Source organism: Gilvimarinus polysaccharolyticus (assembly GCF_001187555.1).
Taxonomy (GTDB): domain Bacteria; phylum Pseudomonadota; class Gammaproteobacteria; order Pseudomonadales; family Cellvibrionaceae; genus Gilvimarinus; species Gilvimarinus polysaccharolyticus.
On record NZ_LFIJ01000001.1, the window covers coordinates 1,674,824 to 1,698,980 of the forward strand.

The 24,157-nt window shown below is 49.9% G+C and carries 16 protein-coding genes; 4 read left to right on the forward strand and 12 right to left on the reverse strand.

The window, feature by feature from the left end; genetic code table 11:
- Positions 1 to 61: 61 nt before the first annotated feature.
- The 3 genes from GILYN3_RS07325 (at position 62) to GILYN3_RS07335 (ending at position 2,990) form a co-directional block, all read left to right on the forward strand.
- Entirely contained in the window at positions 62 to 487 is a 426-nt protein-coding gene (locus GILYN3_RS07325) for a GtrA family protein (protein WP_049722232.1), read from the forward strand.
- A gap of 4 nt (positions 488 to 491) precedes the next feature.
- Positions 492 to 1,469 (forward strand): glycosyltransferase family 2 protein, encoded by a 978-nt coding sequence (locus GILYN3_RS07330; protein WP_084005184.1) that lies wholly within the window; start codon positions 492 to 494, stop codon positions 1,467 to 1,469.
- A gap of 84 nt (positions 1,470 to 1,553) precedes the next feature.
- Positions 1,554 to 2,990, forward strand: a complete 1,437-nt coding sequence (locus tag GILYN3_RS07335; RefSeq protein WP_049722234.1) for a tetratricopeptide repeat protein — start codon at positions 1,554 to 1,556, stop codon at positions 2,988 to 2,990.
- 12 nt (positions 2,991 to 3,002) lie between these two features.
- Here GILYN3_RS07335 and GILYN3_RS07340 read toward each other — a convergent pair whose 3' ends face one another.
- From GILYN3_RS07340 to GILYN3_RS07360, 5 genes are all read right to left on the reverse strand, one after another.
- Entirely contained in the window at positions 3,003 to 4,352 is a 1,350-nt protein-coding gene (locus tag GILYN3_RS07340) for a rhomboid family intramembrane serine protease (RefSeq protein WP_049722235.1), read from the reverse strand.
- A 71-nt stretch (positions 4,353 to 4,423) separates the two neighbouring features.
- Entirely contained in the window at positions 4,424 to 11,059 is a 6,636-nt protein-coding gene (locus GILYN3_RS07345) for an Ig-like domain-containing protein (RefSeq protein ID WP_049722236.1), read from the reverse strand.
- A gap of 136 nt (positions 11,060 to 11,195) precedes the next feature.
- Positions 11,196 to 11,777 (reverse strand): phage tail protein, encoded by a 582-nt coding sequence (locus GILYN3_RS07350; protein WP_049722237.1) that lies wholly within the window; start codon positions 11,775 to 11,777, stop codon positions 11,196 to 11,198.
- 498 nt (positions 11,778 to 12,275) lie between these two features.
- Positions 12,276 to 14,750: an ABC transporter permease gene (locus GILYN3_RS07355; protein WP_049722238.1), complete on the reverse strand. Its 2,475-nt coding sequence runs from the start codon at positions 14,748 to 14,750 to the stop codon at positions 12,276 to 12,278.
- The gene (locus GILYN3_RS07360) at positions 14,744 to 15,439 is read right to left on the reverse strand and encodes an ABC transporter ATP-binding protein (RefSeq protein ID WP_049722239.1); all 696 of its coding nucleotides are present in this window, start codon (positions 15,437 to 15,439) and stop codon (positions 14,744 to 14,746) included. The genes GILYN3_RS07355 and GILYN3_RS07360 overlap by 7 nt, the downstream gene beginning before the upstream one ends.
- 208 nt (positions 15,440 to 15,647) lie before the next feature.
- On the opposite strand from GILYN3_RS07360, the gene GILYN3_RS07365 reads away from it, so the two are divergent.
- Positions 15,648 to 16,286: an arylesterase gene (locus tag GILYN3_RS07365; protein ID WP_049722240.1), complete on the forward strand. Its 639-nt coding sequence runs from the start codon at positions 15,648 to 15,650 to the stop codon at positions 16,284 to 16,286.
- Between the two features lie 10 nt (positions 16,287 to 16,296).
- Here the strand turns inward: GILYN3_RS07365 and recJ are convergent, their stop codons facing one another.
- The 7 genes from recJ to trmD all read right to left on the reverse strand — a co-directional run bounded on the left by recJ (position 16,297) and on the right by trmD (position 24,131).
- On the reverse strand, positions 16,297 to 18,030 hold the full coding sequence (recJ, locus tag GILYN3_RS07370; protein ID WP_408606304.1) for a single-stranded-DNA-specific exonuclease RecJ: 1,734 nt from the start codon (positions 18,028 to 18,030) through the stop codon (positions 16,297 to 16,299).
- 147 nt (positions 18,031 to 18,177) lie between these two features.
- On the reverse strand, positions 18,178 to 19,575 hold the full coding sequence (thrC, locus tag GILYN3_RS07375; protein ID WP_049722241.1) for a threonine synthase: 1,398 nt from the start codon (positions 19,573 to 19,575) through the stop codon (positions 18,178 to 18,180).
- Between the two features lie 52 nt (positions 19,576 to 19,627).
- Positions 19,628 to 20,932 carry a homoserine dehydrogenase gene (locus GILYN3_RS07380; protein ID WP_049722242.1) on the reverse strand — a complete coding sequence of 435 codons (1,305 nt, stop codon included), beginning with the start codon at positions 20,930 to 20,932 and terminating at the stop codon, positions 19,628 to 19,630.
- A 130-nt stretch (positions 20,933 to 21,062) separates the two neighbouring features.
- On the reverse strand, positions 21,063 to 21,854 hold the full coding sequence (locus GILYN3_RS07385) for a thioredoxin fold domain-containing protein (protein WP_049722243.1): 792 nt from the start codon (positions 21,852 to 21,854) through the stop codon (positions 21,063 to 21,065).
- A gap of 73 nt (positions 21,855 to 21,927) precedes the next feature.
- Positions 21,928 to 22,842, reverse strand: coding sequence for a site-specific tyrosine recombinase XerD (gene xerD, locus GILYN3_RS07390; RefSeq protein WP_049722244.1), 915 nt, complete (start codon positions 22,840 to 22,842; stop codon positions 21,928 to 21,930).
- A gap of 155 nt (positions 22,843 to 22,997) precedes the next feature.
- Entirely contained in the window at positions 22,998 to 23,357 is a 360-nt protein-coding gene (gene rplS, locus GILYN3_RS07395) for a 50S ribosomal protein L19 (RefSeq protein WP_269745923.1), read from the reverse strand.
- A gap of 33 nt (positions 23,358 to 23,390) precedes the next feature.
- Positions 23,391 to 24,131 carry a tRNA (guanosine(37)-N1)-methyltransferase TrmD gene (gene trmD / locus GILYN3_RS07400; RefSeq protein WP_049722246.1) on the reverse strand — a complete coding sequence of 247 codons (741 nt, stop codon included), beginning with the start codon at positions 24,129 to 24,131 and terminating at the stop codon, positions 23,391 to 23,393.
- Between the last annotated feature and the right edge of the window lie 26 nt (positions 24,132 to 24,157).

Below are 24,157 nucleotides of genomic sequence, written 5' to 3' on the forward strand. Positions count from 1 at the left end.
GTAAAGTCACCGAAAGCCGCACTTTTAATATCGCTTCGCCGGCATATTTTAGGAGAGTTAGGTGGAAACACCTGAAAGTTCAGCAACAACACTTGCCAGCCTGGGTCAATTGCGCCAGCTGTTAAAATCGCAATTTGGCCGCTTTGCCTTGGTGGGCGCTACCGCCACTGGTTTTCAGTATCTACTGCTAATTTGTCTCGCCGAGCTGACGCCACTTAATACCGTCGCTTGCTCGGCACTGGCGTTTGGCATTTCGGCACTGTTTAATTATCTGGCCAACTATTACATAACGTTTAAATCTGACAAGCGTCACGCCGAAACATTAAGCCGATTTACAGTGGTCGCAGCAATCGGCTTGGCAATTAATACCTTAGTATTTTATGTGGCAGAATTCGCTCTACCACACTATTTGTTGTCGCAAGGTGTAGCGACAATTATCACGTTAATAAGCAATTTTTTGCTGCACAAATATTGGATCTATAAGTAACCTTATGTCTGACAAAACGCTTGCCATAGTCGCGCCTTGTTATAACGAGCAAGAAATGCTGCCCACCTGCATTCCTGCGTTACTGCACACACTAGATAACCTTATTGCCGCCGAAAAAATCAACCCCGCCTCGCGCTTGTACTTTGTTGATGACGGCAGCCGCGACAACACTTGGCAACAATTAGCTGAAGCAAGTAAAACTTACCCTGGGCGCATTGTCGCGATTCGTTTGTCACGCAACAAAGGCCACCAAAATGCACTACTGGCGGGCCTTGAGGGCACATCGGAGGATATGGTCGTCAGTATCGATGCCGACTTACAAGACGACCCAGCCAACATAGAAAGAATGGTCGACGCGTACCATGGCGGTAGCGAGGTGGTTTATGGTGTACGCGCCGCACGTGATACCGATACCAAATTTAAACGTATAACGGCCGAAGGCTACTACCATGTTATGCGCAAACTCGGAGTCGACTTAGTGTTCAACCACGCCGACTTCCGCCTAATGAGCCGCCGCGCTTTAAACGCGTTGCTAGAGTACCCCGAGAGTCAACTTTTTTTACGAGGTATGGTTCGCGAAGTTGGCTTTGCATCTTCTATTGTCGAATCCGACCGCCAAAGCCGCGCCGCTGGCGAAAGCAAGTATCCCTTACGCAAAATGTTGTCTCTCGCCTGGCACGGTATTTCTAGTTTTTCAACCGCACCTTTACGGGCCATTACTTTGCTCGGCATTACCGCCAGCGCCCTATCGTTGTTAACATTATTGTGGGTGCTTGCCACTCGCTTATTAACCGATAACGCTGTTCCCGGCTGGACCTCTATTCTTTTACCATTACTGTTTATTGGCAGTGTACAGTTACTCAGCCTTGGCGTCATCGGTGAATATTTAGCCAAACTTTATACCGAGATAAAAAAACGGCCGCGCTACCATATTAGTGAGCGCTTAGCAGAAAAAGCAACCAGCCCAAAAGACGGACAATAGCGCACTTACGCTTACAAGAGTTTATTGGTGTGAACAAAAAGGCTCGTGCGCGGGCCGGCCCAACCAACATGGAGTAATTATATTATGGCAAAATTGGAATGTCAGTTTTTTCCCGGTTCTCCCGCCCTATGGACCTGCCCCGAATGTGACACGCTATACGGTGAGCGCTGTATTCCCGCCGGTCACAGCCAGCACTGGGGGCGCAACGATCCCGCCTGCATTCGCTGTACCAAACAACTTAGCTACTTAGGCAACGCCACCGATGCCAAACCTTTTTGGCAACAGTTACATCATTTTTTTGCTTATCCGCTGCAAAATCAGCCGCTGATCGTCGCTGGACTTTTAACCCTCATTAACCTCTTTATTGACGGCAGTCTTATAAGCTTAGCTCTGTATTGGTTTAGCATGGCGGTATTAATTAAATACGGTTTTGCCATTATTACCGAACGCGGCCAAGGTAATCGCATCGCCCACACACTAAGCCAAGTATTGAGTAACGATCCCGATCATTTATTTTTGCGTCAAACAGTGATGATGATAGCCATGGGGGCTGTCGTGTATTTTGCCAGCGATGTCAATCAAACCCTTGGTTTATTAGTGATGGGTTTTATCACTTTAGCGTTGCCCGCCAGCATTATGGTGTTGGCGGTCGAGAAATCGGTACGTTGTGCGCTCAACCCAATGGCACTTATATCGTTTATGATGATTATTGGCTGGCCTTATTTACTGCTTTGGTTTTGCTCACAAGCCATCACCGTCGGCCCCTACATTTTATCCGATTTTTTTATTGGTAGCGGTAAAGATCAAGCGCCACCAGGGATATTTACATTAATCGCGCTCAACTTTCTTATGTTCTATTTTAGTATCGTGCTCTACACCATGCTCGGGTACGTTTTATTTGAATATCAACACGAGCTAGGTTACAACACAGTAATAGACGATGATAACGACCTAAATGAAAAAGATTTTATTAAAGCCCGTGCACTGGGTGAAGTTGCGGTGTTTATCAGTGATCAAAAATACCCTGAGGCGCGCCAATGCTTGCGTCAAGCACTCGATGCGGTACATAACGACATAGAACTGCACAGCCGTTACCACAAGCTGCTAATGCTGCTTGACGATACTGAGGCACTGGCCAATCATGCCGAATATTTAGTGAGTGTATTAATGGCAGAACAACAAGTGGCACGAGCGGTAGGTGTGGTGTTGGATGCTCAGAGCCGGCTTGCGACATTTAAAATTAGCAAAACCGACACAGCCGTAGCCATTGCGCAATTAATGGTAGAGCAAGGACATTATCGCAACGTAGTTCGATTGTTCCACAATTTTCATAAACACCAGCCAAACGACCCACTGTTACCGGCTGCTTACTTGTTGGTCGCAAAAACCTTAATAGAGCATTTAGGCGACGACAAAACCGGTAACGCAATTGCCCGCTACACCTTAACTAAGAACCCCAATTATAAAGAACGTGCAGAGCTAGAAAAACTGATTGCTTTTAGCGTCAAAACCAAGACATAACCTATCAACACACTAAGTATTGAGGGCAGCCAAAGCCGTGGTTGGCGCCACGCCCTTTTGTTGCGCCCAAGCGCTATAGCTGGCGGCCTGGCGTTTTTTATTAAGCTGTAAAAAACGCTGCGCTAACGCCAGTGCAAGCTTACCGGTCAGTGCCGGCGCTTTGGGTGCTAAGCTGCGGTACTCCTGCACGATTTCTTCAATGCTATCGGCCCAAACCGTGTTGGGCCTAGGCAACTGCACAAATTGCTTAAGTACAGTAAATGTCACCTCATGAAAAGCTCGCTCAGAAGGTTGATTTTTATAAAGATTAAACTGTAATCGCCACGGACGTGGATCATCGCCATACTGCTCGCACAACACCCGAATCCGTGAGCGTGCACGATTGAAATCTAAGTTGGCGGCCAACGCTTGTACCTGTAAAAGCTGCTCATCCAAACGCGTAATTTGTTCGCTCTGCTGCTCTGTTTTGGCAAATTCACGCCGACTAACCGGCAGCGCCAGCATAATGGCACAGCCCGCCAGCAGCCCACCAATATGCGCCCAATACGCGGTGTTAGAATCGACAAAAAAATGGCCGTATAACTCTTTCGCGATCCACACCGGAAACACCCACAAGGCCGGTGCGACAAACTCACCAAAGTAAAATAGCACACTGTAAAAGAAGCGAATTTTACGCAATCGATATAAGGCTAAGTACATTCCCATTAAACCCGATATCGCACCCGAGGCACCCACCAACGGCACTAAAGAGTCAGGGGTAATCACAATAAACAGTGCGCCGGCCGCAATACCGCTAAGCAGGTAGCCGACAAGGAATCGCCCAGCCCCTAGAGCGCGCTCTAGAGTGAAACCAAATAGAAACAAAAACACCATATTGCCCAGCAAGTGGCCCCAACCGCCATGCAAAAACATACTGGTCATAAAAGTAAAGGGGCGCGACTCGGCGGGAATCAAACCTGCCTGAAAACTACTGATGGAATTACGTTGTTGCTCAAAGGCACGGCGGCTATCACGCCATTCGCTAAGGTTTTTAATTTTTAGACTTTGATCAACCCAAACCTCGCGCAAGTGCTGCTCAAACTCAAAGTCAAACATAGCGTGTATTAAAGGCGAGCCGTTACTATGCTGTGCATCCCAGTGGGAAACATCATCAGGATAATATTCTTGTAGGTAATCGCGGTAGTAGGGGCGCTCAATATCATCAAGCTGGTGATTGTGGTAAATATCCGCCGCCAACTCTAACTTAACGTCGTCATTACTTTGGTAAAACAAAAAAACTAAAATATTTAATACTATCAGGGCCAAAGTGATCAGCGGCGGACGCGACCAATCGGGCTTATCCTGTATCGGAATAATTAACATACAACATCCCTGTTAACTTGCCGGCTTATTAGGGCCGGCAAGTGTAAGGTAAACATTAAAGGTCTGCTCGGTTAAACGGTGCGGCGCAGCCGACAACGTGTGGTCAGTGCGATCAGCAACATCAACAGCAAAGCCCAAGGGCCGCTGGCACCGCCGCCGCCATGGTCGCCGCCATTATTGATAGGCGGAGTCGGGGGAGTCGGCTCGCCGCCGTCACCAGTATCAACCACTGGCGTAGTAACACCACCGGGGTCAGCAACCGAGCCATTGATCACACCGTCATCATCGTTAGGACCACCATCTTCAAGGGTAAGTTGAACACACCAATGGCCTTCGATCAATCCGCTTTGCCATTCAACACTGCCTGGAGGTGGGCAATAACCTTCTGCACCGGCGCTGGAGTAAATCGCGTTGTTGGCATCCTCAGTGAAACTCATCCACTGCCCCTGCTGAAACTTGCGGTACACGGCATCTGAGGGGATAGCCTGCACCTGCGGAATAACTACTTGAAATAATCCACCCGACGTCGGCAAGCCTGCAATTTCAAAGTCGAAGATACCACCTATGTTCTCAAATAGACTATCAGCAGGGAGTCTGTCTTCTTCTAACCAGACACCCCCATTACCTGCTTGAGCAGCTTCGCCGCCCAACAAGAGACGCGTCCCAGGCTCAGTTTCCATCAGGAAACTAATAGCGTTATCAACCGTGCTGGTCATCACATTACTCACCGAGTGCGCATCTAAATAATCCGGTAGACCATCAAGATCGGTGTCGGTGTAACCTTCATCAAGATCGTTAATGCCATCGTCATCTTGATCGCTGTCGGCGGTTAATACCGGCAGTGAATCGACCACTAAAAATAGCTTGTTGGCCTGAGTGATACTACCAGCACTATCTTCGACACTGAGCATCACTCGATAAAGCCCTGCGGATAACAAATTGGCATTAAAGCTCAGCGCTTCAGTGCCCGTTGCAAAAACGTCTTCAAGCTCGGCAATACCCGACCAGCTAAGCTGGTAGGACTGACCTTCGGGGTCACTAACTCCAGCACTCAGCAACACTTCACCGCCATCGCGTGCCAGTACAGAGCGCGTTTCATCGTCTTGACTTAGTAATACGCTTGCCACAGCGGGCACATTGCTCTCGGTAATGGTAAGACGATGTTCGGCTTTAGTGCCCACATTAAAGCTATACAAGCTATCGGCCTCTTCGCCCGCACGATAATCAAGCCGAATGATCAGAGTCTCATCTGGCTCAGCCTCGTTGTCTTGGACTGTAACGATTGTAATGACCGCATCGGTCGCGCCTTCATCAAAACTCACCACACCATCTGGCTCGGTGTAATCCGCGGTGGTTGCAGTACTGGCGTTGTCGATCACGTAGGGCACGCTAAACGGATATACCGGAGCATTACCGTTTAAAAGCACTCGTACACTGGCGGCACTGCCTTCGGCAACGGTTTGGTCGCGGCCAACAGACACCAGTGGAGCAATATCGATTTGCTGCGACTCGCGCACTGTGTTGCCTTTGCGGTCTTCGGCCCACCACTCCAGCATATGACGACCGGGCGCTAGATAGAGCTCGCCATTTTCCATGCCTTTGACTGACACCGCGCAACACTCAGCATCAATCCGATCGCTGGCCAATACTTGCAGCGCATTAGCGAGCTGGGCGGCATCAGCCTCGACATCTAACCCCAACAACTGACGCAAACTAATCCGGGTGTACAAACCCATGGCGTTAAAAGCGCCCGCCTCTGGTGGCGTTAAGATCGGCGGCATTAGATCAAGATAATCGTTCGGGTCGTTGGCGTCGGTACCATCAAGCCCTTCTTGATAATCACTTACACCATCACCATCAGTGTCTTGAGCGGCCACAACAGTAATCGTAAAGGGCGCAAGTGATACGCTTTGCGCGCCGTCGCTCACACTCACCACAATATTGCTGTAACTGCCTTCGTCAGCATCACCAGGTATACCGCTCAGTACGCCAGTGGCACTGTCGAGCAATAACCAACTGGGAGCACCACTGATACTAAATGTTAAGGTGTCGCCGTCGGCATCTGTGGCGCTAACGACAAAGCGATACAGCTCGCCCACCATCACTTGAGTCGGTGCCGTGCCACTAATCACCGGCGCTTTATTCCCAGCACTCACCACAAGGTTAAACGGTGTTAACGCGGCACCGGCCAAACCATCGCTCACGCTAATACCAATATTGGTATAGCTGCCAGTATCACCATTGTTGGGGGTACCGCTAAGTTGACCGGTACTGGTGTTAAAGCTGGCCCAAGTAGGCTTGTTGCTAATGCTATAGCTGAGGGTATCGCCGTCTGGGTCTATCGTGCTGGGGGTAAAACTAAAGCTGTTGCCCGCTTGCACATTTGTTGTGGGGCTACCGCTGAGAGCCGGGGGAGTATTGACTCGCACCGTAAAGCTGGCGCTGCCGGTATTTCCCGCCAGATCATCGCTGTCGAGCGTAATGGTACTCGCGCCCATAGCGGCACCCGTGACCGTAATAGTGCGACTGCCAGCGGTATCTACCAACACAACATTCGCGCTGGGAACAACCGTTAAATTAGAGCTGGTGGCGGTAAAGCTCAGATCGGCGGCCACAGTGACACTGTCCGCTAATGTAACGGCCAATGGCCCGGCAGTGGCCCCATTAACGATACGCTGATTGGTTATCGCCGTTAATGTTGGCGCTTCGGTATCAATCACAACCGATAACACCGCCGATGCGATACTAGGGTTGCCCGCCGCATCAGTTGCTTTAGCAGTTAACGAATGGCTGCCATCCGATAATGTATCGGTAACCAGGCTCCAATCACCACTAGCATCAGTAGTGACCGTACCTACTTCGCCGTCTAGATCGCTGGTAAGGGTAACGGTCGAACCTGCCTCGGCCGTACCATTAATGGTGGGTGTGGCTATATTGGTGGTATTGTCAGTATCGCTGTTACCGGTATCACTGGCAGTGGCCAAATCGAGTGCTAATGGGGCGTCGGGAGCGGTAGAGTCCTGAGTAATCGTAGGCACATCAATCACGCCCGAAACATTCCCTGCCGCATCTTCTGCCGCAACGACATAATTGTTGTCGGCATTTGTACTAAGCAGCTGGGAAATCGACCAACTACCACCGGCAACCGCACTACTCGCCAACTCGGTAGCGCTATCGGCCACGCCATCGTTATCAACATCTGCGTAAAGTTTGATGAGAACAGCGTTTTCGGTATGACTACCGCTAATGTCATAGCTGGCAGCATTACTGGCCAACGTCACAGTGGGGTTGGTGACAACTGGAGCGACTGGGGCAGTAGTATCCACCCGAGCGTTAGCATTGCTTACGCTATTAAACGTTAAGTCAGCGTTGTTGTTGCCCGCATCGCGGATGGTATCGCCATTTAGGATTATGCTGCTGGCCAACACAATCACACCATTAGCATCCGTGTTTTCAGCCGCTGGCACAGTATAACCGTAACTTAAAATACCGTTGTTTTCGCTGCTGAAAGTCGCTTGACGAATAACGCTATTAATCTCAATGTCCACGGTACTGTTAGTACCGCTAACAGTGACGTCATCGTTTAACGTAACAGTGACATAGAGTACGTCTCCGGCAGCATAATCGCCATCAGCCACTCCTACAGTACTAACCGAAGGGGCCAGTGAATCTTTTGCCACTGTATCGGTCACCGCGCTTCCAGTATTACCTACATCATCCGTCAGAGTAACAGAGAAGGTTAACGTCCCATCATTTAGCCCGGACACATTCAGGCCACTGATAATTTGACTGGCAGTAGTGATCGTAACGGAGCCGGTGACATTGCTGCCGCCGCCAGAGCTGCTAATAGTATAGCTGGCTGTCGCACCTACCTCGGCGCCCGCCAACGTCATACTGGCTGCTGTTTCGTTACTGTTATCAATAGATGCTTGGTCAACACTCACGCTGGTAATGGTAGGTAATACAGTATCGACCGAGGCATTAGTGCTGTCCGAGGTGGCGGTGGAATTACCTGCGTTATCTACTGCAGTTACGGCCACGTTAGCATTGTTGCTATCAATCGCTCCAGCAACCAGAGCGTAGCTGGCCGACCAGGTGCCACTGCTATTAATTGCGGCTACGGCAGCGCCGCCACCAAAGGCGGTAAAATCTACATTTGCACTGCTGATGGTATCGCTATTGTTGTCGCCACCGACGCTGTTATTCCAAGAGGCGGTAACGGTATCGCCGACTTTATAAGTGCCACCCGTACCCGATGCACCACTAATACTGATGTTGCCATCAGTCACTGTGGGAACCACGTTATCCACGGTAGCGTTGCTAGAATCGGCTCTAATCGTGGTATTGCCGGCGTTGTCTGTGGCCGTGAGCGAGACATTAAGATTGGCGCCGTCAATAGCACCGCTGGTAATGGTATAAGTAGCGCTCCAGTTGCCCGCACTATTATTTGCCGCTACCGCGGCGCCACCTCCAAAAGCGGTAAAGTTTGCCGTAACGCCACCTACCGTATCCGCATTATTATCGCCGCTCGCGGTATTATTCCAAGTCGCTGTAACGGTATCGCCAATTTTAAAAGCACCACCGGTACCCGAGGCACCGCTCAGGCTAATATTGCCGTCGGTAACCGTAAGGACCGCACTATCGACTGTGGCGTTGGTTGTGTCGGCTACCGTATTGGAACCACTCAAGTTAGTGGCTGTGATGCTTACATTGCTATTAATAGCATCAATTACACCAGCAATAATCGTATAGGTCGCGCTCCATGTCTCGCTACTATTGGTAGCCACTACTGCCGCACCGCCACCAAACTGACTAAAGTCAACCGTAACGCCGATGACCGCACTATTATTATCGCCGCCGGCGGTATTATTCCAAGTGGCGGTGACAGTATCGCCAATTTTATAAGAACCAGCGGTGCCTGACGCACCGCTAATGCTAATATTTCCGGCACTCACCCAAGGCACTGGCATCGACGTTAGTTGTGCACTACTGGCAGCTGTTAACCCGCCAGACGTTGCCTCTAAGTTGAACGTTTCTGAGGATGCACCACTGTTTGCGTACGTGATTTGCATACCGGTAAAGGTGGCACTGCCACTGCTTGGGGTTAACGTTACGGTACTACTGCTGCCATCTGAATCGCCAGTGCCCGATAACAATGCACTGCCCGCGCCATTGATTTCGGCCAAGCTAATGCCGGTACTGTAACCTGTATCGAAAATACCATTGGCGTCTTGCGCACTGACTACCGGCACGATACTAAACACGGTGGCAGAACCCGAGATAACACTTAAAGGCGCCGGATTAGTTGTAAACACAAGCTGTGTCGCAACAACATCAGAGGTAACAGCGTTAGCGTCAACCGTTGGAAGGTTAGGCGCCACGCCATCCTGATCATTGGCGGTTAAGGTAAAACTTTGTTGGTCTGCGGTCGCGGTATAAGTCACCGCCGTAAAGGTCGCAACGCCGGCCGATGCCGCAACACTTCCCCCCGTGAGTGATCCGGCGCTGGCTTCGGCTAAAGTAATTGTTTCGCTAAAATCGACATCGGTATTGCCAAAAGCATCTTGCGCGGTCACAACCGGCTGGGTGGTTAATACCGCGCCCGACACACTACCCGCAGGCTGGATGGTAAAGACTAGCGCACTGGCACTCACATCAATGGTGCCGCCTGCGCCATTGGTCACAGCAGTAGTAGCCCCCATTTGGGTGCCCGAGCCGCCAAGGGTTAAATCAGTATCGCCATCAACGCTAAGAATAAAGGTGTGATCTTCAATCAAGCCTGTATTGTCGTTGTAATAGGCGTTAATGGTGTAGGTTTCACTGCTGCCATGAGCAACCGATATTGGCAAACCAGAGAACGTAATAGTATCTGATCCGCTATCGTAGGTACCCACGTTATTGGCGACATCATTGCCATTTAAACGCCACGTAATCTGAGCGCGCTCGGCATCGGTCGATGTGCCACTGACGTTAACCCTAACCTCACTCACGGTCATCGCTAAGCCATCGTTACCACCACCATCGGTTAACGTAAAATCAAATATATTAACAGCTTCGCCAACAGTATCCACGGTGGCATTCAGGCCGACCGGCTCGGTTACTCCTGCTGCCGCTGTTAACACACCATCGCTATTAGCCGTTGTTGTGTCTCCAACGAACGAGTCAAGATTGATACTGACGAAGTCGGTCGATGAGACTCGAACTTCATCAACGACGATACCACCAAAGTTAAGAGTTGCTTGAGTGCCAGTAGCTACCGTTTGAGTACTACCGACCAAAGCATTGTTGAGATAACCACCAACGGTAATAAGTTCTGCAGCTGTATTATTTATAAAGAGACTGGTAAAGATGAAGTCAGCCGTATCAGTACGAGCAAGCGTAAACAACTCCGTAGCACCTAAGTTAACACCTCCTGACTGCAAATTAATTGAGGCGCTCCCCCCCTCTCCATATTGATTTTGCCATACCATATCCCCACCGTCGCCTTGCGCAGTAAAGGTATACGTAAACGAAACGCCAGCCAATGAGCGGGAGAAACTTGTAGTGAGGCCCGTATCTGCATCAAAGCTGTCGTTAAAGGCAACAGCCCAAGTTTTCTGAGCCGACAAAACCATCATCGCCAAAAAGAGTAATTTTCCGAACAGCCTCCAGATATAAGTGATTAGATTTTTGGAAGAGTTGGTTTTTATGACATCAATTGGCGACATGATCTTTCTCCATAATCGCTGCGCATATTTTTAAAGTAATTTAAGTAGCTTGTTTAAGCGTATAAACGCGCGCGCCCAAGCGCGAAAAAACGGACTTGGGCGTTGTATTACTACCTGCACTAAACACAAAGAAACATCAACTTCTTGAAGGGAATATTCCTTCCAGAGCAATAATAAAATTAGTACCCAAAAAAGGATTACGAATCGGCAAGGGCTGACCACCACCGGACATATCTGTCTGGCCAGTAACATGAGCATCAAACGGTCTTAATGTGACATCAGACGTATCGGTACTGTAAATAGCGCCGGCACGATCGCTCGCAGTCACTGGACCTAGAATACTGTTCACAGAAGGCGTACCCGAAACACTGGTGCTTGAGGTTACCCCCGGAATGGCAACCGCGGCCTTAAGCTGCGATGCAGTATGGGTATGCGCGGGCAGATTCGAAGTGGTCATATTCACATACTCCAAGCCCGATTTTTCACCCTGTGTTATGACGGACAATCCCGGCCCGTGCCCAATACCGACAGGACTACGCGAGCGATAATCTGGCAAGCCAAATGAGTTGACCCCATCACCGCCATATCTAGTGCCAAGTAATGAAAATAACGCTGTATTAGAGGAAATAGCTATCAATGAGCCATCACAACGCGCCCATCCTCGCGGAACGAAGTCAAAACCTACCATGCGAATTTCACCTATATACACTTCAATCATGCTGCTCTCCTTAACAAACGTGATTTACAACTCGATTAACCGAAAGAATTTTAATTATTAGATTCTCTCAAGCCAGCTTTACTGGTTCCGGTGTGCCTTGCCAACAATATTACAAATAGAATACGCGATGGAATTACAGCCAAGCGACCACTACTCACGCTGATGAGAGGTCGCTTTTATTAATTCAGATCAATACTTCGGAAGATTAGCCATAACATTCGCGACTAACGACGTTGGGCCACAAGAGCAATAAGATGCGCAGAGAGAATGGGGTGATACTATCCATGACATATCCGTTTATCCTTGCTCACATGGTGAGCCAACGTATCCATTAATCAAATGAAAAGTTTTACTTATAGCAATATAATACGCAGCGGCGATGCCTTGCATACGCCCTGCTTAAGAGCCACATCTGAATAGACAGCAACTCTTAACAAAGAATAGCCCTAATAGAGCTTAATCGTCAATAAAAAATATATAATTCATAAAGCCGTATCGCTACTGCGCTTCACGCAGAATAATGGCCGGCGGTGTCACTACCGCTCGTCGACAACTAAAGGCCCCGAGTAAACCAACCAACACAGCACCTGCCAACGGCGAGCCCAACCAGTACCAATAATGCGGCTGCACCGGCACATCAAATACAAACACTTGTAGGCCTAGCAATAACACCTCGGAGGCGAGCACGGCAATTAGCCCCGACGCTAAACCAAGCAAACCAAACTCAACCAATACACTGCCCAGCATTAAACGCCGGCTGGCGCCCAAGGTACGCAACAAACCGACCTCTTGCTTACGGCTCTCAAGGCTGCCACTAACGGCCGCCATCAACACCAAACAGCCGCCAAGCAAAACCATTATCAGCACCATCTGTACGCCATCACTGACTTGTGCAATGATGGTTCTAATCTGATTGATAATACGGTCTAACTCAACCACGACTATTGTCGGGTAGCGTGTTAGCAAGGCATTAATAAAACGTTTTTTCTCGGGGGCCAAATAGACACTGGTCATATACATGGGCGAGTAATCATCTAATGCGCCCGGCTCAAATATAAAGTAAAAATTGGGCTGTAAAGATTCCCACTGCAACGATCGCAAGCTTGCCACTTGCGCCTCGGCCACCAACCCACCAATAGAAAACGTCAACTTATCGCCCAGCTTAATACCCAACCGTTCGGCGACTTCTACCTCGACTGAAACACCGGGTAACTCAATCTCCGTTCTTTGCCATGCGTCCCACCACTGCCCCTCTACTAACTCATTGTTAGCTGCTAATGTTTGGCTCCAGGTAAGTTGCGCTTCGCGGTTAAGGGCATCTTGTGACTTAGGTTGGCCATTGATCTGGGTCAGTCGGCCTCGTACCATCGGGTAAAGCTGTTCGATTGTTAATTGATTTTCGTTTAACAGCTGGCCAAAGGCGTCTACTTCTGCAGGAGCAATATTAAGTAAAAAATGATTCGGGGCGTTGTCGGGTACCTTGACTTGCCACTCATCAATTAAAGAAGTACGCACCACCGTTAACGTTAAAAGTAACATCATGGCGGTGGCAAATACCACAACCTGTAAAACACTAGCTGCGCGTCGACGTTGAATACTTGCCCACGCTAAACGCCAATAGCTGCCCGCTTGCGAGCCTAATTTACGCCCACTGAGCAACAGTCCGTAGGCCAACCCCACGGCCAACAACGCAACCACGGCAAGTGCGGCAATAACCGTTAATGCCAGCGTCAGGTTACGACTAAACACCGCAATCAAAACCACCAGCACAACACTGGCCGCCAACACTTGCCAAACAACCGCACTGGTTTTAACCACCAATTCTGAGCGCAATACTTTTACCGGCGGTACGGTCGGTAAAAACCACAGTGCCGGTAAAGCAAACCCCAGCAGCGCTAACGGGCCACTAACAAAACTCAACACATAACTACTAACACTGGCAGGCGCCATCACCACTTGATACAAACGCACCACCGCCTCGGCGACCAGTGTTTGCAGAACACCGCCCAACAACAAACCAACTAACGAGGCCGCAAATGCCAACATCACCAATTGTGCAATATATAAATAACGTATTTGTTTGGTCGATGAGCCCAAGCTTTTTAGTAAAGCCACCGGTGCAATGTGCCGCTCGGCAAACTGCCGCGCCGCTAAGGCAATAGCCACACCGGCCAACAGTACACCCATAATAGCCGCTAACACCAAAAAGCGACGACCGGTTTGCAACGTGCCCTGCAAACGGCGTTGAGCATTCTCGATGTCCATCACCTCCTCGTGTTCGGACAACTCAGGCTCAAGCCATGCCATAAAATCGGTCAATAGGGCCGGCTCGGCGGCCAGTAACCATTGATATTCGACCCGACTGCCCGGCTGAATTACATCAGTGCTGACAAGGTCTGCCCAGTTCATCATTACCCGAGCCCCCATAACACTAAAGGGGCCGCTACCGTCGGGCTCATCAATAATCACTCGCGTCGTTTTTAGCGACCGCTCACCCACTTGCAGCTCATCGCCCAACTCGATATTCAGTAATGGCAACAAACGCGAATCGACCCAAACCTCGCCTTCTGCTGGCACACCACTGGCTCGCTCTATCTGGGCATTATCAATCGCGAACGCGGTTTGACTTAAATCAATGTACCCACGCAACGGGTAATTAGCCTCCACCGCTTTAACTGCAGCCAAGTGCATTTCATCACCGGCAAACACCATAGATGCAAAATAAGCCACGCGGCTTTGCTCGATGCCCTCGGTCGCTGCCTGTGTTTGCCACGCGGGCTCGGGCAAACGATTACTAGCGACAAGCTTATCGGCCCCCAACAATGAGTTACTTTGCTCAAGTAAAGTCGACTCTAAACGATCGGTAAAAACTGCGATGGTGCTGACTACCGCCACCGACAACATAATGGCCGTTGCCAATAATTTGATTTCACCCGCGCGACAATTGCGCCATAACAATCGCAGTGCTAGCACGATGCCACCTCTATATCCGCACCCTTAATAAGTTCACCGCCAGCCATTTGGATGTGACGCTGGCAGCGCTCGGCCAGACGTTGTTCATGGGTAATTAATATCAAGGTGGTGCCGGCGTCGGCGTTTAAACCAAACAATAAATCGTTGATGGTTTGACCTGTAGCGCTATCGAGATTACCAGTAGGCTCATCGGCAAATAATATTTCGGGCTCACACGCAAAAGCCCGAGCAATAGCCACTCGCTGTTGCTCACCACCGGACAACTGGGGCGGGGAATGTCCAACCCGCTCAGCTAAGCCAACTCGGCTGAGATACTCTTTAGCAGCCGCTTCTGCCCCCTTTTGGCCGCGCAACTCCAGTGGCAACATGACGTTTTCAAGCGCGGTTAATCCTGGTAACAATTGAAACGACTGAAACACAAAGCCCACATGACGCGCTCGTAACGCCGCCCGCCCCTCTTCATCCAGCGCCGTCAAATCATTACCCGCCAAAGTGACCAACCCAGCACTCGGCACATCCAGCCCCGCCAGCAAGCCAAGTAAAGTAGACTTACCCGAGCCCGAGGCACCAGTAATTGCCAGCGACTCACCAGGGGCTACTGCGAGGGAAATATCTTTTAAAATAGTCAACTCGCCGGCCGCAGTGGTCACGGTTTTGGTTAGCCCTTGAGCGCTGATAATATCTTGCATAGCGGTTCTCTTAATAAAATTTAATCAAATTGTTGCGCGCAGGCCAATACATTCCCGTTGTGATTATTAACAGCATAACCTGCAGACAAAGCGAGCTCAGTAGCAAAGAATACACGACTCACGTCCACTTGTGACCGGCTGCGCGAATGATTGCCCGCAAGGTGCCACTGCGGTAGGCTAACAGACTCACTATTTAGGCCATCTATTTATGCATTCCACTGTTATCTTTTGTCTCTTACGCCGCTTGTTAGGCATAATATTACTGCTAACCATTGCATTAAATACTCGAGCGCAAACACCTACAATTATTGTTTTAGGTGACAGCTTAAGTGCCGGTTATGGTTTTGATTTAAATGAGGGCTGGGTACAACTGCTGCGTGAGCGAGTAACCCAAAATGAGGCAACCGCACACTATCAGGTGATTAACGCCAGTGTCAGTGGCGAAACCACTCGCGGTGGCTTAGCGCGGTTGGATAAACTGTTAAAAGCGCATCAGCCCGAGATTGTGATTGTCGAGCTTGGCGGTAACGATGGTTTACGCGGCCAACCAATCAAGCTAATGCGACAAAATCTAGCCAATATCATCCAAAAAACGCAAGCCGCTAGCGCCACAGTGCTATTAGTAGGCATGCAAATTCCTCCTAATTACGGTGCACGCTATACCCAAACATTTTCCGCCATGTACCCTGAACTGGCCGAGCGCTTTAAGGTGGCACTGGTACCTTTTTTACTGCAAGGAATTGCGCTTGATTCCGAGCTGATGCAAAACGACGGCATTCATGCAAATGCTTCGGCACAACCCAAACTGTTGGATAATGTCTGGCCCTTGTTAGAGCCGCTGCTTTAAATCTACGGTCTTAATCCAACGGCTCGATATAATCTAACAACAACTGCAGCGACTGCCGGCCGCGGTATTCATTGACGTCTAACTTAAACGCGGCCCGCACTCGAGTCGTTGTTGAGCTAGGCCAAACATCTAAATCGACATTAAAGGCAATCGCGTCGATCACCGTTTGATCGTTAGCTTGGTGCGCTAACACCAGCTTTAAATGCTTCTCTCCCACAATACGCTGCTGCACTAACTTAAACTCGCCGTCAAACAAGGGTTCGGGGAAATGTTGCCCCCAAGGCCCTGCCGCACGTAATTGCTGTGCTAACGGCAAGCTAAATTCGGCCTCGCTTAACGCACCGTCACTAAGCACCACTGCCTGTAAATCGTCGTTGCTAAGTTGACGGCGAACCTCGGCATCAAAGGCGCTGGCAAACGCGTTAAAGTCATCTTTAGCAAGGCTCATACCCGCGGCCATAGCGTGACCACCAAACTTATGCAGCAGGTCTGGGTGCTGCGCCGCCACAGCATCTAGAGCATCGCGAATATGCAGTCCCGGTATCGAGCGCGCCGAACCTTTAATGCTGAGACCGTCATCAGCATCGGCAAACACAATCACCGGGCGGTGATGACGATCTTTAATGCGCGAGGCGAGAATGCCAATCACGCCTTGGTGCCAGCGACCATCGTACAAGCACAGCCCCCAGGGTAGCTCCCCGTCCGCCTCGACATTCAAACCCTCAAGCATCTGTAATGCTTCGCGCTGCATTCCGCTCTCAATGGCTTTGCGGTCACGATTAAAATCGTCTAACGCAACTGCCAACTCCCGTGCGGCTAAAAAGTCGTCACTTAATAAACACTGAATGCCAATGCTCATATCATCTAGCCGACCGGCTGCATTTAAGCGCGGCCCTATGGCAAAACCTAAGTCAGCCGCCACCAAACTCTCGCAACTACGTCCAGCCACCTCTAACAGCGCCATGATCCCCGGCCGGGCAACTCCAGCGCGGATACGCAGTAACCCCTGCTCTACCAAAATACGATTATTGTGATCGAGCGGCACTACATCGGCAACGGTACCCAGTGCTACCAAATCAAGAAACTGTGCCATGTTAGGCTCTGTAATACCCGCTTCAACAAACCAGCCAATATTGCCCAGCTCGCGGCGCAAGGCATTTAAGACATAGAAAATAACGCCCACACCCGCTAGATTTTTACTGGGAAATCCACAACCCGGTTGATTGGGGTTAACAATCGCATCGGCATTGGGTAATTGCGCACCAGGCAAATGGTGATCGGTTACCAGTACCGCAATGCCCAACGCTTGTGCCGCCGCGACGCCCTCAATGCTGGAGATGCCGTTATCAACCGTGACAATTAAATCCGGTTCACGCTCGGCCGCTACTGCGACGATCTCTGGCGTTAAGCCGTAACCATACTCGAACCGATTAGGCACTAAAAAATCAATGTGGTGGGCACCCATCGCTGTTAATGCCAACACTGCCAAAGCCGAACTGGTTGCACCATCGGCATCAAAATCGCCCACAATTAAAATTCGAGCATCGGCTACTACCGCATCGGCCAAGAGGCTGGCGGCCTCTGGTAAGCCTTTCATGTTGGGCTTTAATAATTCGTTCAGCGTTAACCGCAACTGGCACTCATCAGTTACGCCGCGGGCACTGTAGATACGAGTCAGTAACGGCGCTATATTGGCACTACTAAATTCGGCGGCAGGCGGGCGGCGTTTTATCAATTTATTCACGTAAGGTTCGGCTCCCATACTGTTATTGGCCGCATCATTATATACGGCGCTGGGTCGTGTTATCGAACACGCTTTTGTTTTTAGTAAGGTACTGCGACATACAAAAAAGGGAGCCGAAGCTCCCTTTTTTGTATGTGCTTATGCTTATTAGCAGGCCAAGTGCCCTGCCATAAATTTATGCACTGTCTCAGTATCGTTGGGTAATACTTCGTAGCGCTCTTCGCGCTCAAACAAGTCGGCCATGTGATGCGGCAAGGCGGGATCTTCGGTTTGACCAGCCTTTTGCACGGCTTCAGGAAATTTAGCCGGATGAGCTGTAGCCAAACACACCATTGGTACGTTTTGATCGCGACGCGTTACTCGGGCCGCTTCTACACCAATAGCGGTGTGCGGATCGAGCAGATACTCAGTACTTTCAAACACGTCACGAATCACTTCCAGCATGCGTTCGTCATCAACTCTGTGGCTGGCAAACAATCCACGGGCGCGCTCTAGAGCTTTCTCATCAAGGTGCATTTCACCAGATTTAAAATCTTCCATCATTTGCGCAATGGTCGCACCGTCGCGATCGTACAAATCAAACAGCATACGCTCAAAATTGCTCGATACCATGATGTCCATACTGGGTGACAAGGTGTGCTGCAATTGTTGCTTGCTAAGGTCATTAGCGCTGATCGCCCGATGTAAGATATCGTTGCTATTGGTAGCAATCACCAGCTGATCGATAGGCAAGCCCATACGCTTAGCGAGATAACCGGCAAAAATATCGCCAAAGTTACCCGTAGGCACGGCAAACGAAATCGGACGTGCGGGACCACCTAACGCCAAAGAGGCATAAAAGTAGTAGACGATCTGGGCCATGATACGCGCCCAGTTAATAGAGTTTACCGCCACTAACTGTCGGCCGTCCGGTAAAAACGATTGATCGGCAAAACTGGCCTTTACCATGTTCTGACAATCATCAAAGTTGCCGTCTAAAGCAATATTGTGAACATTGTCTTCTAGTACCGTCGTCATTTGGCGGCGCTGCACATTGGACACACGATTATGCGGATGCAAAATAAAAATATCGACATTATCGCAATGCCGACAACCTTCGATCGCAGCAGAACCGGTATCTCCAGATGTAGCCCCCATCACAACCACTTTTTGATTACGTTTTTTTAGAATGTAATCCAGTAAGTTGCCCAAAAACTGTAATGCGAAATCTTTAAAGGCCAAGGTCGGGCCTTGGAACAACTCTAAAATCCACTCGTTATGGCCGGTTTGAATCAGCGGCGCAATGGCCGAATGACGAAACGTTGCGTAAGAGTCGGCAATAATTTTTTTCAGATCGGCATCAGGTACCGCGCCATCAACAAACGGCGATACCACTTTAAACGCAAGCTCTTGATAAGATAAGCCTGCCCAGCTGGCGATCTCTTCGGCGCTAAATTCGGGCAATGTTTCGGGCACGTACAGGCCGCCATCGGGGGCTAAGCCTGTAAGCACGACTTCTTCGAATGACAATGCGGGCGCTTGGCCGCGGGTGCTGATATATTTCACGCGAGTAACCTGATTAAAATGTCCAGTAAAAAAGGCGAACAGTGCCGCCCGTTTATTTTAACGGCTCCAGTCGGATACGGGTAATAGAACCGGTGATTGAGCTGAGTGCTTCAATTTTACTAATAGCGGTCGCTAAGTTTTTCTCGACAGCACGGTTGGTTAGCAAAATTAGCGGTACAATTTCTTCATCATCAGGCGCTTCTTTTTGAATCAAAGCCTCAATACTGATACCAGAATCACTCAAGATAGTCGCTACCTGCGATAAAACACCAGGCTTATCAAGTGCTGACATACGCAAGTAGTAGGCGGTTTCAATATCTTCAATAGGTAAGATTTTATCTTCACCTAAGCTGCTTTGATGAAAGCCCAAGTGTGGCACTCGATGCTCTGGGTTGGCGGTCAAGGTGCGAGCAACATCGACAATATCGGCAATCACTGATGATGCGGTCGGCTCGGCGCCGGCGCCAGCACCGTAATACATGGTCGGCCCTACGGCATCGCCTTTCACCATAATAGCGTTCATCACACCATCGACATTGGCCAGCTGCTGCTTAGCGGGTATCAAGGTTGGATGCACACGCAGTTCGATGCCATCGGCCGTACGACGAGCAATACCTAAATGCTTAATACGGTAACCAAGCTCATCGGCGTAGGCGACATCTACTGGCTCAATTTTACTAATGCCTTCGGTAAACACTTTCTCAAACTGTAGTGGAATACCAAACGACATAGAAGCCAAAATGACCAATTTATGTGCAGCATCAATACCTTCGACATCAAAGGTTGGATCAGCTTCAGCGTAACCTAGCTCTTGAGCCTCGGCCAATACATCGGCAAATTCACGACCCTTATCACGCATCTCGGTCAAGATGAAATTACCGGTACCGTTGATAATGCCTGCCAACCATTCGATACGGTTAGCGGCTAAGCCTTCACGAATCGATTTAATAATAGGGATACCACCCGCTACCGCTGCTTCAAAAGCAACCGTGACACCTTTTTTATCGGCGGCGGCAAAGATCTCGTTACCGTGTTCGGCAATTAGCGCTTTATTGGCGGTAACCACGTGTTTGCCATTCTCAATCGCGGTTAAAATTAAGTCCCGAGCAACAGTTACACCGCCCATCAGTTCGACTACGACATCCACATTGGGGTTAGTTGCCACATCAAACACATCGCGGGTAACGTTTAGAGTAGTCATATCGCAGTGCGGATTATCTCGTCGCGCACCCACCTGCTCGACAATAATATCGCTACCGGCGCGGGCATTAATAACGCGCTGATTACGCGCCAATACATTTACAGTGCCACTGCCTACGGTCCCTAGACCGCAGATACCTAATCTGACCGGTTTCAATATCAACTCCTCTTAATCATGATGTTCTATACCAACAAAAGACGGCAACCTTACTCAGAGCGAAGGTTGCTGTCAATTGCTGGACAAGGGGGTACTGGCGGGATATTAACCCGCCAACAAGAAAGGATAGCTATTTACTCTTGATAGTTTGCAACAGTTGCTCAGGTGGCTGATAGCCAACAAACAAACGGCCATCGGGCAACAAAATTGCCGGAGTACCTGTTACTCCCATCTCGCCACCTTTAAGATATTGTTTTTCTACTGGACTGGCCTCGCAAGTAGCCGCAGACACCGTTTCAAGGTTTTTTAATTTATCTAGAGCGGCGGGCTGGTCATCTGCACACCAGGCACTTTCAAGCTTAGCCGCCGACGGGCTGTTAGCCCCTGCTCGCGGGTAGGCCAAATAGCGAATTTCGATACCTAAATCATTATAGCCAGGTTTATTAACGCCCATCTCGTTGTAGCTGTGCATTTGGCTGTGCAAACGCCGACAATAGCCACAATCGACATCCGTAAACACATAGGCTACATGCTTTGTCTCACCGTCTGGGGCAAACTTAATACTCTCTTTTTCACCCAAACTTGCGACAAACTCACGCCGGCTATTAAGCAGGTATGGATCCTGTACTGGAGCCAGCCCCGAGTCAGTCACATCAAAAACTTCACCCATAATAACGTGCTTACCGTCAGCCGAGATAATCACCGCCGGCCCGCCAATAATTTGAACGTTATACAGACCGTCGATGACAGACGGGCGAATTTCACCCAACTGAGCACCGCTGGTGAGCTTCTCAAGACTCGCCTTAATAGCCGCCTCTGGGTTTGCAGACTCTGATGTGTTGGGCTCTTGGGCGTACACACCGGTTGCTAGGGTCGCGGACAAACCCAGCGCCAAACCGTATTTAGTCACTTTTGAAATCATAAACTCTACTCGCTAGGGTGTTGGCCCAGTTACTTTACTGGAACCAGTTTATCATACAAATACCACCCTGGGCTTAGCCTCGAGGGTGGTGTTTTTGATGCAGCTCTTGCATGCGAGCTTGAGCCACATGGGTATATATCTGGGTAGTGGAGAGATCGCTGTGCCCCAGCAACAATTGCACTACCCTTAAATCGGCGCCATGATTTAACAAATGCGTCGCAAAGGCATGGCGCAGGGTATGCGGTGATAACGGCTTGTCGATACCCGCCACCTGGGCCCAGTATTTAATTCGATGCCAAAATGTCTGACGTGTCATCATTTGTTTTCGGCTGCTCGGAAACAATACCTCTGAGGATTGATCCGCCAGCAATAATGGTCGCGCCTCGTGCATATAACGCGTCAGCCAGAAACTCGCCTCTTCACCCAAGGGTACCAAGCGCTCTTTACTGCCCTTCCCCATCACCTTAACGACACCTTGACGCAGATTCAACAAGGTTAAAGTCAGACCGATCAGCTCAGATACCCGCAACCCGCAAGCGTAGAGCACCTCAAGCATGGCCCGGTCGCGCAAGCCTATCGGGTCACCTACATCCGGAGCATTGAGCAGCGCTTCGACATCAAGCTCGGTTAAAAGTTTAGGCAACGACTTGGGCAGCTTAGGACTTTCGATCCCCACCAACGGGTCGAGCTCTTGCAACCCCTCGCGCACTTGATCGCGATAAAAGCCTCGCAAACAAGATAACAGCCTAGCAGTAGAGCGACTGCTGTATTTTTTCGCGTGGCGCCACGCGAGGTATGCCAACACCTGCTGGCCAGTCAAAGGTGCCGCTAGAGTGCTTTGGGCGGCGGCGAGGTATCGAGCAAAGCCCTGCAAGTCGCGACGATAACTTGCTAGCGAATTTTCAGACAAGCCTTTTTCCAGCCAGACGCGATCGAGATAAGCATCAATCACTGCCGTATCGGCAGCCGACAAAGGCTGAGATGTCATAATTGTTACATTCCCATTTAAGCGAACAAAGGAGGCCGTTAAGACGATAGGTTATCAGCAATATAGCGCCATAAAAAAAGCCGATGTAGTTTCCCACATCGGCTTTTTTTATACAAAACGCACGTAGCAAACCGTGCGCTTTATGTATCGAACGCTTATGCGCCCAACTTTTCTTTAATACGTGCGGCACGACCGGTAAGATCACGCAAGTAGTAAAGCTTAGCTTGACGCACATCACCGCGGCGTTTAACAGCAATGCTGTCAATCTGACGGCTGTGAGTCTGGAAGGTACGCTCAACACCAACGCCGTGAGATATTTTACGCACGGTGAAAGCAGAGTGCAGGCCACGGCTACGGATAGCAATAACAACACCTTCGTATGCCTGCAGACGCTCGCGAGTGCCTTCAGTCACTTTAACCTGAACAACAACGGTATCACCTGGCGAAAAGCTAGGGATATCTTGTTTGAGCTGTTCGTTTTCGAGCTCTTGAATGATTTTGTTAGTCATTTCCATTCTCCTAAAGAGTTTGTAGCTTCACAGCTAGAATCAATCGTTATCAAGGTCTCGACGAAAGTCCGTCAACAGCGCCTGCTGTTCCTCAGTTAAGTTTTTGTTTTGCAACAAATCTGGCCGTCTTTGCCAGGTTCGCCCCAGCGCTTGTTGTAAGCGCCAACGCCGAATTTTTTCATGGTCACCGGACAACAATATAGCCGGTACCGTCACGCCATCGAGCACCTCGGGGCGCGTATAATGCGGATGATCCAACAACCCTGCGCTGAATGAATCCTCCACCGCTGACTGCGCATCACCCAACACACCGGGTAACAACCGAGTGACTGCATCAATCAACACCATCGCTGGCAGCTCACCGCCAGACAACACGTAATCGCCGATAGACCACTCTTCATCAACCACCGCCTGAATAAGGCGCTCGTCAATTCCTTCGTAACGCCCAGCAATCAGTATTAAATTGCCGCTTTGCGCCATCTGGCTTGCCGCCGCCTGATTAAACACCTGCCCCTGAGGCGAGAGGTAAACCACGCGGGCATCGCCCGTCCATTGTTTCGCCGCATCAACCGCATCGTGCAGCGGTTGAACTTTCATCAACATACCGGGGCCGCCACCGTAAGGGCGATCATCCACTGTATTATGACGATCAGCGGTAAAGTCGCGCGGGTTCCAGCACTGCACTTCCACTTGGCCTCGCGTTACCGCGCGACCGGTAATGCCATGGTCGCGTACGGCGGCCAGCATCTCGGGAAATAACGTTACTACTGCAACTTTCACAACTTGTCTGTCTGGCTCAAGCACCT

Coding starts and splice junctions, on each gene's coding strand:
- xerD (WP_049722244.1), bottom strand. CDS start 22,842: ATGACATCTCAGCCTTTGTCGGCTGCCGATACGGCAGTGATTGATGCT.
- GILYN3_RS07385 (WP_049722243.1), bottom strand. CDS start 21,854: ATGATTTCAAAAGTGACTAAATACGGTTTGGCGCTGGGTTTGTCCGCG.
- GILYN3_RS07330 (WP_084005184.1), top strand. CDS start 492: ATGTCTGACAAAACGCTTGCCATAGTCGCGCCTTGTTATAACGAGCAA.
- GILYN3_RS07335 (WP_049722234.1), top strand. CDS start 1,554: ATGGCAAAATTGGAATGTCAGTTTTTTCCCGGTTCTCCCGCCCTATGG.
- GILYN3_RS07350 (WP_049722237.1), bottom strand. CDS start 11,777: ATGATTGAAGTGTATATAGGTGAAATTCGCATGGTAGGTTTTGACTTC.
- rplS (WP_269745923.1), bottom strand. CDS start 23,357: ATGGAAATGACTAACAAAATCATTCAAGAGCTCGAAAACGAACAGCTC.
- GILYN3_RS07340 (WP_049722235.1), bottom strand. CDS start 4,352: ATGTTAATTATTCCGATACAGGATAAGCCCGATTGGTCGCGTCCGCCG.
- GILYN3_RS07345 (WP_049722236.1), bottom strand. CDS start 11,059: ATGTCGCCAATTGATGTCATAAAAACCAACTCTTCCAAAAATCTAATC.
- GILYN3_RS07365 (WP_049722240.1), top strand. CDS start 15,648: ATGCATTCCACTGTTATCTTTTGTCTCTTACGCCGCTTGTTAGGCATA.
- GILYN3_RS07360 (WP_049722239.1), bottom strand. CDS start 15,439: ATGCAAGATATTATCAGCGCTCAAGGGCTAACCAAAACCGTGACCACT.